We start from the raw sequence: 12,453 nt of genomic DNA on the forward strand, positions 1-12,453 counted from the left end.
TCACAAGAATAATGCTTCTTTAAAACTAATTCTACACATTCTAACTTAAATGCATAATCATACTTGACTTTTCTTTCCATAAAAATACCCCCAAATAGTGTCTAACTTTTTGGGGGCAGTGCACATTAGCCTCTTTTTTTATTTTTTGTAAACCATTAAAGATTCATATAGAGCTTTGTTCGTTTTAAGTTGCTCTAATTGTTCTTGAGTCAGACCTCCTTGCATTTTTCTAGCAAAAGTTTCAAAAATAGCTTTACGATCGGCTTCTGATTTAGCACTGCTTAAAGCATCAGCTCTCATGCTTAATAATGTTGTGAAATCTTTCAATAAACTATCATCCATTTTTACTGTGGTTGATAATTCTTTAGCATCATCAGTTGCACTTCTTTGAGTAGTCACTGCTTTTTTAGTTTCTTGAGCATTAGAAGTAACACTAAATGCTAAAAAAAGAGCAAGTATTGCAATAAATTTTTTCATAATTGTTTTTTGTGTTAATTTGTTGAATGGCGAATATATAAAAAAATATTTATGTGGCAAAAAAAATCATGAGATTAACGAAACCGTCTTTTGTTCTCCGTCTACTATAACCTTTGTGAGTCCATGTTTTGCTAGTCCTTTCATGGCTGTGTCCCATTTTTTTCCGCTAAGGGCAGCTTTTTCTTTTAAGGCTACCAAAGGTTGATGGTTCTCAATACGCAATAAATTTGAAATTATTTTTTCATCTTCAGTTAATTCAATTTGTTTTTTCTCTGGTCGCATTTGTGGGAAGAATAATACTTCTTGAATGGATGGGTTATTGGTTAAAAACATAATCAGTCGATCCATGCCTATTCCCAAGCCAGAGGTTGGAGGCATTCCATATTCTAATGCTCGTAAAAAGTCTTCATCTATAATTCCGTTTGCTTCTTCATCGCCTTTGGCGGCCAACTCCATTTGAGCGACAAATCGCTCTCTTTGATCAATAGGGTCATTCAATTCTGAATAAGCATTGGCAATTTCTTTTCCACATACCATTAATTCGAAACGCTCCGTTAAGTCGGGATTGTCACGATGCGATTTACAAAGCGGTGACATCTCTTTTGGATAATCAGTGATAAAAGTAGGTTGTATAAAATTTCCTTCACATTTCGCTCCAAAAATTTCATCAATTAGTTTTCCTTTACCCATGGTTCGGTCTACTTCAATACCCATCGATTGAGCCGCTTCAAATAATTCCGTTTCGTTTTTGCCTGTGATATCAAAACCTGTAAATTGTTTTATAGCATCAGTCATAGTAATACGAGCATAAGGTGCTTTAAAATCAATTTTATGCTCTCCGAATATGACCTCAGTGGTTCCGTTGACTTCTTTTGCACAAAATTCCAAAAGGTTTTCGGTGAATTCCATCATCCAGTGGTAGTCTTTATAGGCTACATAGATTTCCATGGCTGTAAATTCTGGATTGTGTGTTCGGTCCATGCCTTCATTTCTGAAGTTTTTCGAAAACTCATAAACCCCATCAAATCCACCAACAATCAATCGTTTAAGATACAATTCATTCGCAATCCTCATGTATAACGGAATATCTAAACTGTTGTGGTGTGTAACAAAGGGTCGTGCGGCTGCTCCTCCCGGAATGGACTGTAATACGGGGGTTTCTACTTCCATGTATCCAGCTTTATTGAAGAAGGTACGCATGGCATGAAATAATTTAGTTCTTTTAACAAAAACGTCTTTAACCTGCGGATTAACCACCAAATCAACATAACGCATACGGTAACGCAATTCAGCATCATTAAAGGCGTCGTAAATATTTCCTTCTTCATCTTTTTTAGGAAGTGGAAGGGGGCGTAAGGTTTTGCTTAAAAAAGTAAATTGATCAACACGAACAGATTTCTCTCCTACTTTGGTTAGAAATAACTCCCCTTCTACACCAATAAAATCGCCTAAATCGGTTAGTTTTCTAAAAACTTGTGTGTATAATGTCTTGTCTTCGCCTGGGCAAATGACATCACGATTAAAATATAATTGTATTCTACCTTCACTATCTTGTAATTCAACAAACGAAGCTTTTCCCATGTCTCTATCACTCATGATACGCCCCGCCAAAATAACTTTCTTCCCTTCTTCAAAATGTTCTTTAACTTGTTTTGAGGTGTGGTTTACAGGAAATAAGTTGGCTGGATAGGGATTGATTCCTAGGGCACGTAGCGCGTTAAGTTTTTCTCGTCTAATGATTTCTTGTTCCGAAAGTTGCATATAATTGATTTTTGTGCGCAAAGATAAGTATTAGTTTAAAAGTTTAAAAGGCTAAAAGTTTAAAATTAGGATTCTTTGAGAAATCTTGTTTTTGTGTAACTTAGAATTTTGAGTCAAAAAAATAAAGGAGAGTGAGTGTTAAGTTTTGTATTTTTGTAACCTCATTAAGTGTATAGAATGAACAAAAAAATCCATCTTCAAGATATAGGTACTAAAGATTATAAATCGACCTGGGAGTATCAGGAAGAACTTTTTAAAAGTATTGTTGATGTCAAAATCCAAAATAGAAGAGACGAAACGCATCTTGAAACGCCTAATTATTTTCTTTTTGTAGAACATCCACATGTGTATACATTGGGAAAAAGTGGGGATATGTCCAATTTGTTGCTTTCTGAAAAACAATTAGAAGCTAAAGGAGCTACTTTTTATAAGATTAATAGAGGAGGGGATATCACGTATCATGGTCCCGGTCAAATTGTAGGGTATCCTATTCTTGATTTAGAAAACTTTTTTACAGATATTCATAAGTACCTACGTTTTTTAGAAGAAGCGATTATCTTGACTTTAGCGGAGTATAATATAATAGGAGTACGAAGTGAAGGAGAAACTGGAGTATGGATTGATGTAGGAACTCCGTTTGCCCGAAAAATTTGTGCAATGGGTGTGCGTGCTTCCCGCTGGGTTACGATGCATGGATTTGCACTCAATGTAAATGCCGATTTAGGCTATTTTGATAATATTATTCCATGCGGTATTAAAGGAAAAGCAGTAACTTCTATGCATGTCGAATTAGGTCAAGAGGTAAACGAACATGAAGTGAAAGAAAAAATTCTAAATCATTTTGCGGTGTTGTTTGAAGCACAATTTTTTTAATATTTTAAAAGTGTCTCAAAAATCTAAAGCAAGTTGCTCTGGCAATAACCGAAAACTCATGCGGTGGTATTTGGTAGTGCCATATTTTCGTATGGCTTCACGATGTTCTTTGGTGGGATAGCCTTTGTTTTTTTTCCAATTATACATTGGATATTCTTCGTGAATTCTGTTCATGTAGTCGTCTCTGTATGTTTTGGCTAACACAGAAGCGGCTGCAATACTCATATATTTTGAATCCCCTTTTACTATAGTGGTGTGTGGAATTCCATGAATTGGTTTAAAACGATTGCCGTCAACAATTATATATAATGGAGCGGGATTCAATTGAAGAATCGATTCTTGCATGGCTTTTATCGAAGCATTTAAGATGTTTATAGAATCAATGATATCGGGTTCTATATGAGTGACACTATGACTAATGGCTTGTTCTTCCAATAAAGGCCTTAGTTGATCTCTTGTTTTTTCTGATAGTTGTTTAGAGTCGTTTAAGGTGTTAATTTGAAAGTCGGGAGGGAGTATAATGGCTGCTGCTGTAACTGGGCCTGCCAAACAGCCTCTTCCAGCTTCGTCGGTACCACATTCCAAATCGAATGATGAGAATCTTAATTTTAGCATAAATTTTGGTTTAAAAAAAATATAATTTTTAACACAACCTTTTTCGTAAATCGCACATCTATATAGAACTAATCGTGATGTTATGTGCAAATGGCTTCAAAAATTTAACAAAAATAAAAAATAATATTCCGAAGTATTATTTGTTTATTTAAGAAATTATTAAGAAGTTTGCGGAATAACTAACTCAAATAAATTTAATATGAGATCGAAGTTCAAATGGATTTTTACGCTATTACTAGCGTTTTCAATGCAGTTTTCGTTTGCTCAAGACAAAACTGTTTCAGGTACGATTACCGATGGTAAACTGCCTTTGCCAGGTGCTAATGTTGTAATTAAAGGTACAACAAAAGGGGTGTCGGCAGATATGGATGGTAAATATGCCATAAAAGCTAAAGCAGGAGATGTTTTAGAATTTTCTTTTCAAGGATACGAGAAAAAAACAGTAACTGTTGGTGCAGCTAGCAGTTATAATGTGTCTTTAAAAGAAGTAGCTAAAACAATCGAAGAAGTTGTGGTGACTTCAATTGGTATTAAAAAATCAAGAAATCAAATTTCTTCTGCACAACAAAATGTTGGGAATAAGGAATTAACACAGGCGGCTAATCCGAATGTGGTTCAGTCTTTGGCTGGAAAGGTGACTGGTTTGCAAATTAATACAACATCGAATGGTGCTAACGCTTCAACAAGTATTGTGTTAAGAGGTAATAGAACCTTGACGGGAAATAACCAAGCGTTGGTTGTTATTGATAATGCAATATCTTCTGCAGATATTTTAAAGCAATTGCCGCCAGAAATCATTGAATCAGTGAATGTTATTAAAGGGGCTCAAGGAGCTGCTTTGTATGGTGAGCAAGGTTCAAATGGGGTTTTAATTGTAACTACAAAAAGAGGTGCAAAATCTAAAATGGAAGTTACAGTAAACTCTTCTATTGATTTTCAAAAAATTTCATTTTTACCTAAAAGACAAACCAAATATGGTCAAGGTTGGGTAGATACAAGTTATGATTTCGGATTTAACAATCCATCAGATCCAAGAAACGGCTATTCATCATGGTCTCCTTATGAAAATGGAGCGTGGGGTCCTGCGTTTAGTGATCCTAACTGGGCAGGGACTATGGTTCCTGTTGGTTTACCGCAAGCAGATGGAACGATTCTTATGAGTAAATGGGAGTCACGTGGATCAGATAATATTAAAGATTTCTTCAAAACAGGTATGATTACACAAAATAGTGTAACTGTAAATGCAGGTAATGAAGAAGGATATGTTATGGGTACATATTCTCGTCAAACATCTGATTTCGTTGTGGATAGAGATGGAATGAAAAGAAATGTTGTGATGTTGAAAGCAGGTAAAAAAGCTGGAAAATGGAAAATTGACGGATCAGCTACCTATATCAACCAATCAACATCAGAAACAGACTCTAATTTATTGTATGAGTTACTTCAAACACCAACTAATATTGATGTAAATATGTTTAAAGATTCAGGTACTGCTCATCACTGGACAGTTTATGCTCAAAATCCTTGGCAAATTATTAAACAAAAAAGATACAATTCAAATTCTAATAGTTTTAATGGGAACTTCAGATTAGATTATGAATTAAACAAAAATTTATCATTGACAAATACTACCAATATTCAAATGGTATCTAGTACAAATGATTCTCATAATGATGGTTTTAATGAAAATGCATTTTATGATTATTCTTCTTTGTTAACTGGTACTAATACTGGAACTTATCAAGATTTTGGAGGAGCTGATCAATATAGTTTGTCAAGTTATTATATTTCAACAAATATGATGAGAAAAGTTTATGACGATATTTTGTTAAATATGAATTATGATTTAACATCAAAAATAAACTTTAAAGCTAATTTCGGAGCTAACGTTCAAGATACTTATTATTCTTATACTCAACAAGGAGGAACGAATTTAAAAATTGCAGGATGGTATAACATACAAAACGTTCAAAATCCTGATAGAATTACATCATTGAGTAATGGATATAATCAAACAAGAAAAGTAGCTGCTTTTGCTAATATGGATTTTGATTATAACAAATATTTGTTTTTGAATTTAACAGATCGTATTGAGCAAACTTCAACAATTGTTGGAAAAACATTCAATTACTATTCTGCTGGATTGTCTTTCATTCCTACAATTGCATTTAACAGTATCAAAGGAGATGTGTTAAATTATGCAAAATTATATATTAACTTTAGTAAAGTGGGTAACTCAAGTTCTGTAGGACAGTATGCTGCTACAAACGTTGCTTATGGTGCGTCAGGATATCCATACACGTCAGGTGGTTTGTTGTCATATACTCCAAGAACCGCGTTAGTGGATCCAAATATTAAACCAGAATTTGTGTTTTCTAAAGAAATTGGTGGACAATTCTCATTGTTTAAAGATAGAGTGTCAATAGACGGGTCGTATTATATTAATGATACAAAAGACTTGATTACAAATGCTACTACTTCTTATGCTCCATATTCTTCTACATTATTAAGTAATACCGGAAAATTACAAAACAAAGGGTATGAGTTTGGAATTGGTTTTGTTCCATTCAAAAGTGATAAAGGATTTAACTGGAATGTTAGAGCTGGTTTAACACATTATAAAACAGTTGTTAAAGAATTATCTAATGGAACGACAGATCTTAACTTATTACTTGATTCTTCAGGTGGTGTAGGTTTGTATGCTTCTGTGGGTGAACAATTTCCAACAATAAAGGCTACTCAATTTGCAACCGATGCAGATGGTCATGTAATTGTAGGAGCTAATGGTATTCCACAAGTAACATCAACTTTACAGACAGTAGGAAAAGCTACTCCTGATTATATTATTAACTTGTCAAATACATTTTCTTACAAAGGATTGTCATTAACTGCAGTAGCAGATTATAGAGCTAATTATAGCATGTATTCTGATACCTATAATTCTATGTTATTTGCAGGGTTTACCTTAGATTCAGCTGAATTTGATAGAAGTCAAGGATATACAGTTCCAAATTCTGTTGTAAATTCAAGTTTACCATCAACACCTGTTTATGTGACAAATACTACTCCAGTAGGAGGAGCTGCTGCAACTGATTCAAGAGGTTTAGCTACATATTATACTCAATTATCAAGAATAGGTCAATATTCAATTGTTGATGCATCTGCTATTAAAATTAGAGAGATCTCATTATCATATTCATTGCCTTCTAGTATGTTAAAAAACACAGGAATTAATTCTCTTAAATTTGGTGTAAATGCGAGAAATCCATTTATAATATTTATCCACAATGGGGATCAATATGGAAGAAAAAATCAAGGATATACTGATCCAGAGGCTTCATACTTAAATACTGTACCTGGTTACTCTAATGTTGGTCAATATCCTACAACAAAAACTTATGGTTTTAGTTTAAACGTAACTTTTTAAAAATTGCTTATTATGAAAAAAATTAAAATAGCATTATTTTTATTGTCTGTATCATTAATTTCATGTAATGATTATACAGACTTAGGACCAAATCCTAATCAGTTGAATGCTGACTTAGCAACACCTGACCAGTATTTGTCTGCTGCTCAAACTTTGTCATATTCAACACAAGCTTCTACTATGGAGCGTCTAGGACTTCTTTTTTCTAACGCATGCGGTGGAAATGTACAGAGTTATGCTGCACCTTTTAATGATGAATTTTCTATGAATGTCACAAGTATTTTTTATAAATCTATTTGGGAAAATTTATATTTAAGAGCAGGTGTTTATCAAAAAGTTATTGATTATAATGATGTAAACTCAGAATATAAAGAGTTTAAAGCTATTGCTATGATTGGTAAAGTTTATGATATGGAATATATTGTTGATTTATATGGTGATGCTCCTTACACTGAAGCATTTAAAGGGATTAATAATATTACACCAAAGTATGATGATGATTTTGAAATTTATAAAAAATTATTCACTGAACTGGACAACGCAAGAGCTTTAATTGATGATATTGCAGCAGGTACTTATCCAAATTCAACAGCAAAATCTAATTCTTATGATATGATTTTTGGTGGTTCTATGGCTTCATGGAAAACATTTGCAAATACAATTGAATTGAAAATGTTGTTGAGAATGTCTAAATGTACTGGAGCTGCTGGAACATATAGAGATCAAAGATTGGCTAGCATGGTAGCTAATGGAAACAATAATTTTATTTCTACAGATGTAACCATTCAACCTGGATTCAGTGATAGTAGAAACGATACTGTAAACCCATTAGTATATAATTTTGGTTGGGATATGAATGCTAATCCAACAAATTATAATGTTTACGCTGCATCAGGACACTTTATCAAGTGTTTAAATCCATACACTAATGTTAATTATGCTTCCGCTTCAGAACAAGAAATTGTTGCTGGTTCAGGTATTAATTATCCTAATGTAAATGATCCAAGAAGATTGTCAATTTTTACTAGTCCAAATGGACAAAGAGGTGTTACACAAGGTAGTGTTTTTGTAGATGTTTTCAAGCCAGGGGGTTCTACTACTGGTCAACCAAGTAAATTAGCTGGATATTTCTTCAATCCTTACAATCAAACAGGAACAGGTGCCACAAATCCAACTCTTTCTACAGGAAATATTTTTGCTGGTAATAAAGGATATGTAATGACAGTAGCTGAATCTTATTTCTTGCAAGCTGAAGCGGCTCATTTAGGTTCTGTAAATCCATCTTTTGCTGCTTTAGGTTTGAATGCAGCAAGTTCTTTTGCAGCTGGTGTTAATGCTTCTATGTCTTTTTATAATGCAACTCCAGGGACTTATTTAACTACAATAAATGCAAAACCTAATTTTGGTTATAATTCAACATTTACATTCAGCGAAAATTATAATGCAATTATGTATCAAAAATGGATTGCGATATTGCCATCTAATGCTATTGAATCATATATTGATAACACAAGAACAGGTTATCCTTTGAATCCAATGCCTAAAAATTCATCTTACACTAAGAGACCAAACAGATTGATTTATCCAAGTTCAGAGTATATTTCAAATTCTGCCAATGTTCCTAATGTTGGTTTAGGTGATATTTTCAGTGTTAATTCTAAATCACCATTTTGGTTACAATAATAAATTGTATTATATCATAATAAAAGACCGCCTTGTGCGGTCTTTTTTTTATTGCTAAAAGTTACCTACTTTTGTTGCTTTCAAAATAAGTATGAAATACATATATATTATTTTAATGTTATTAGGGTTTGTCTTTCAATTTCAAGTACAAGCGCAAAACAAACCTCCTAAAAGCTTAATCAAAACTGCAGCACAACGTGCCAAAGAATTAGCCAAAAAGGCACCGATCACTTCCTATAAAATCATTTCATTACAGAGAGATACTACCCTTGTAGACACGACACTCTCCATAAAAAAAGAATATGATTACAATTACCTTCGGAAAGATCTTTTCGGTTTGATGCCTTTTCCCAATGAAGGACAAACCTACAATACACTCCATTTTGGAAGAAATACCCTGTCAGCATTTCCAGAATTTGGTTTTAAAGCCAAACATTTTGCCTACCTTGAACAGCGAGAAATACAGTATTATTCTGTGCCTACACCTCTTACCGAATTGTATTTTAAAACAGTGATGGAACAGGGACAAAACGTAGATGCGTTTATAACCCTTAATACCTCTAAGAATTTTAATTTTTCTATCGCTTTTAAAGGATTACGCTCTTTAGGAAAATACATTAACCAGCTGTCAAGTTCGGGTAATTTTAGGTTCACAAGCAATTATACTACAACAGACAAACGCTATTCTATCCGTTTTCATTACACAGGTCAAGATATCTTGAATGGAGAAAATGGCGGACTCACCAAGCCTTCTGATTTTGAAAGTAATGATCCCACTTATAAAAACAGACCACGGTTGCAAGTTTATTTAACCGATGCTAAATCATTTCTCAAAGGGAAACGTTTTTTCTTTGATCATGATTTCCGAATCAATCCAAAAGAAACAAACAATAATATTATTCTCACCCACCAGTTCAGTTATGAACATCAATATTTTGAATACAATCAAGCGACACTAGGTTCGAAAATTGGGACATTTGGCAACTCTTTTCAGCGTTTCGGTGCGTCGTCCGTTGCGTCCAATATCAACGATCAAACGCTTTATGATAAGTTATATAATAAATTTGGTGCCCTTTATGAAAACAAACGTTTAGGAAGATTTCAGTTTTTTACAGAGAATTTTAACTATAACTATTCGTATGACTTTGATAAAAATCTGAGTGACGTTCAAGGCGGAGTTGCCAGCACTTTATACTTGCCAAAAGCGTTAAAGGCTTCATTTACTACTGTAGGGGGGCAATATGAATATAGAAAGAAAAACTGGCATGCGATAGTCACGGCGTCCAATTCCATTTCAACAATCAGCATGAGGGATTTTGAAGCACAATTGAATTATAATTTAGGAAAAAAGATTTCTTTGGTGGTTCAATATCAAAATATCAGTAAAATTCCTAATCACAATTTTAATTTGCACCAAAGTAGTTATAATCGTTACAATTGGAATAACGATTTCAATAACGAAAAAAGTAATGCACTGTCCGGTTCAATTTTATCCCCATTCGGAAAAGCAGAAGTACAAATGATGACTTTGAAAGATCACCTGTATTTTAGCAACGATACGATAGGCGATTACCAACAATACATAACTCCAAAACAATATGCGGGGACTATTAATTATTTGTCATTAAAGTATTCAAAAGAGCTCAAGTACAAAAAATGGGCCTTAGATAACACCCTTCTCTATCAAAAAGTAGTGCAAAACGAAGCCATTCTTAACGTGCCTCAATTTGTTTTACGACATACCCTTTATTATTCCAAACAGGTGTTTCAAAAAGCGATGTTTTTACAAACAGGTGTGAGTTGTAATTATTTTACAAGCTATTATGCAGAAGATTACAATCCTGTGCTTGGCGAGTTTTTTGTGCAAAATACCAAAAAAATAGGAAGCTTCCCCATGTTGGATTTCTTTGTCAATGCTTGTGTTAAACAAACACGTATTTATTTAAAAGCAGAACATTTCAATTCTAGCTTTACAGGCAACAAATTTTATGCAGCGCCAAGCATACCCTATCATGATTTTATGATACGATTTGGTTTGGTTTGGAATTTTTTTCAATAGCAACCAATCGCTCGGGTCTTTTACAAAACCCTATTCCTGCTTTCCATGTCAATCTTGCCTAAAAAGGCAAGGATTTCTATTGCAATCAGGGTTAAAGGGAATCCATTTGAATAAAATCAGTAGTTTTGAAAACGATTTTATTATCTATACCTTTGTCACACAAACAAACGATTATGAATTATTCAGAAAATATTCTTGGTACTATTGGAAATACGCCTTTAGTGAAATTAAATAAAATTGTAGAAGGTATTGAGGCCTTGGTTTTAGCAAAAGTTGAAACATTCAATCCTGGAAACTCTACAAAAGACCGAATGGCGCTAAAAATGATCGAAGATGCAGAAGCCGATGGACGTTTGAAACCAGGAGGAACGATTATTGAAGGGACTTCGGGGAATACTGGTATGGGTTTGGCCTTGGCAGCCATTGTAAAAGGATACAAATTGATTTGTGTTATTTCAGACAAACAATCCAAAGAAAAAGTAGACATACTTCGTGCTGTTGGAGCCAAAGTGATTGTCTGTCCAACCGATGTTGAACCAACCGATCCAAGATCGTACTATTCAGTGTCAAAACAATTGGCAGTTGATATTCCTAATTCATGGTATGTCAATCAATATGACAATCCCAGTAATGCATTAGCACACTATGAACAAACCGGGCCAGAAATTTGGGAACAAACGGAAGGGAAAGTTACACATTTTGTCGTTGGTGTAGGCACAGGAGGAACAATATCTGGAATCGGAAAATATTTAAAAGAAAAAAACCCAAATGTAAAAGTTTGGGGAATCGATACGTATGGTTCCGTTTTCAAGAAATACCATGAAACGGGTATTTTTGATGAAAATGAAATCTACTCTTACATCACTGAAGGAATTGGAGAAGATATTCTGCCAAAGAATGTTGATTTTTCTGTAATTGATGGATTTACTAAGGTAACCGACAAAGATGCGGCCGTCTACACTCGTAAAATAGCTTTAGAAGAAGGGATCTTTGTAGGGAATTCGGCAGGCGCTTGCGTGAAAGGATTGCACCAATTGAAAGAGCATTTTGGTAAAGACGATGTGGTTGTGGTGTTGTTTCACGATTCAGGAAGCCGTTATGTTGGAAAAATGTTCAACGATGATTGGATGCGCGAACGAGGTTTCTTGGAAGAGGAGATTACCAAAGCGGAAGACTTGATAAAAGATCACATCGAAAAGCCATTAGTAGTGGTTCGTACAGAAGAACTCGTTTCTCACGCTATTGAGAGAATGCGTAAGTATAAGATATCCCAAATACCAGTAATTGATATTAATGGATTTGTAGGCTCGGTAGATGAATCTGCATTATTTCAAAGCTATGTTTTAGACAAAAATGTGGCAGACAAACCTATTAGAGAAGTCATGGGTAATCCTTATCCTATAGTTACAGCTTCAAAGCCAATAGAGGAGGTTTCAAAGCTAATAACCAAAGACAATCAAGCGGTTTTAATTGCTCTAGACAATGGGAAACACCACATCATCACCAAATATGATATTATTGGTTCTATAAAATGATAATGAAGCTGTCCAAAAAGGGC

8 protein-coding genes are annotated in these 12,453 nt (G+C 34.1%); 5 read left to right on the plus strand and 3 right to left on the minus strand.

Annotation, left to right across the window (positions count from 1 at the left end):
• Nucleotides 1-138: 138 nt before the first annotated feature.
• Together CLV55_RS12305 and lysS are read right to left on the minus strand one after the other, a co-directional pair.
• Nucleotides 139-477 (minus strand): DUF2147 domain-containing protein, encoded by a 339-nt coding sequence (locus CLV55_RS12305; RefSeq protein WP_146739570.1) that lies wholly within the window; start codon nt 475-477, stop codon nt 139-141.
• 66 nt (nt 478-543) lie between these two features.
• The gene (lysS, locus tag CLV55_RS12310) at nt 544-2,238 is read right to left on the minus strand and encodes a lysine--tRNA ligase (RefSeq protein WP_112114105.1); all 1,695 of its coding nucleotides are present in this window, start codon (nt 2,236-2,238) and stop codon (nt 544-546) included.
• A 177-nt stretch (nt 2,239-2,415) separates the two neighbouring features.
• Between lysS and lipB the strand changes: the two genes are divergently transcribed.
• Complete coding sequence (lipB, locus tag CLV55_RS12315) at nt 2,416-3,111, plus strand: lipoyl(octanoyl) transferase LipB (RefSeq protein WP_112114106.1); 696 nt, start codon at nt 2,416-2,418, stop codon at nt 3,109-3,111.
• Between the two features lie 15 nt (nt 3,112-3,126).
• Here lipB and CLV55_RS12320 read toward each other — a convergent pair whose 3' ends face one another.
• On the minus strand, nt 3,127-3,726 hold the full coding sequence (locus CLV55_RS12320) for a ribonuclease HII (protein WP_112114107.1): 600 nt from the start codon (nt 3,724-3,726) through the stop codon (nt 3,127-3,129).
• 199 nt (nt 3,727-3,925) lie between these two features.
• Here CLV55_RS12320 and CLV55_RS12325 point away from each other — a divergent pair, with 199 nt between their 5' ends.
• From CLV55_RS12325 to CLV55_RS12340, 4 genes are all read left to right on the plus strand, one after another.
• Nucleotides 3,926-7,153 (plus strand): SusC/RagA family TonB-linked outer membrane protein, encoded by a 3,228-nt coding sequence (locus tag CLV55_RS12325; protein WP_112114108.1) that lies wholly within the window; start codon nt 3,926-3,928, stop codon nt 7,151-7,153.
• A gap of 12 nt (nt 7,154-7,165) precedes the next feature.
• A complete protein-coding gene (locus CLV55_RS12330; protein WP_112114109.1) occupies nt 7,166-8,836 on the plus strand; it encodes a SusD/RagB family nutrient-binding outer membrane lipoprotein in 1,671 nt (556 codons plus the stop codon).
• Between the two features lie 91 nt (nt 8,837-8,927).
• Nucleotides 8,928-10,895, plus strand: a complete 1,968-nt coding sequence (locus CLV55_RS12335; RefSeq protein ID WP_112114110.1) for a putative porin — start codon at nt 8,928-8,930, stop codon at nt 10,893-10,895.
• 173 nt (nt 10,896-11,068) lie between these two features.
• Nucleotides 11,069-12,430: a pyridoxal-phosphate dependent enzyme gene (locus CLV55_RS12340; protein ID WP_112114111.1), complete on the plus strand. Its 1,362-nt coding sequence runs from the start codon at nt 11,069-11,071 to the stop codon at nt 12,428-12,430.
• The last annotated feature ends 23 nt before the right edge of the window (nt 12,431-12,453 follow it).

Origin of the sequence: Flavobacterium aciduliphilum (genome assembly GCF_003268855.1) — a bacterium.
GTDB classification, from domain to species: domain Bacteria; phylum Bacteroidota; class Bacteroidia; order Flavobacteriales; family Flavobacteriaceae; genus Flavobacterium; species Flavobacterium aciduliphilum.

What these genes read in the sequence shown, in the direction of transcription:
- CLV55_RS12305 (WP_146739570.1), bottom strand. Translation starts at nt 477, where the DNA reads ATGAAAAAATTTATTGCAATACTTGCTCTTTTTTTAGCATTTAGTGTT.
- lysS (WP_112114105.1), bottom strand. Translation starts at nt 2,238, where the DNA reads ATGCAACTTTCGGAACAAGAAATCATTAGACGAGAAAAACTTAACGCG.
- lipB (WP_112114106.1), top strand. Translation starts at nt 2,416, where the DNA reads ATGAACAAAAAAATCCATCTTCAAGATATAGGTACTAAAGATTATAAA.
- CLV55_RS12320 (WP_112114107.1), bottom strand. Translation starts at nt 3,726, where the DNA reads ATGCTAAAATTAAGATTCTCATCATTCGATTTGGAATGTGGTACCGAC.
- CLV55_RS12325 (WP_112114108.1), top strand. Translation starts at nt 3,926, where the DNA reads ATGAGATCGAAGTTCAAATGGATTTTTACGCTATTACTAGCGTTTTCA.
- CLV55_RS12330 (WP_112114109.1), top strand. Translation starts at nt 7,166, where the DNA reads ATGAAAAAAATTAAAATAGCATTATTTTTATTGTCTGTATCATTAATT.
- CLV55_RS12335 (WP_112114110.1), top strand. Translation starts at nt 8,928, where the DNA reads ATGAAATACATATATATTATTTTAATGTTATTAGGGTTTGTCTTTCAA.
- CLV55_RS12340 (WP_112114111.1), top strand. Translation starts at nt 11,069, where the DNA reads ATGAATTATTCAGAAAATATTCTTGGTACTATTGGAAATACGCCTTTA.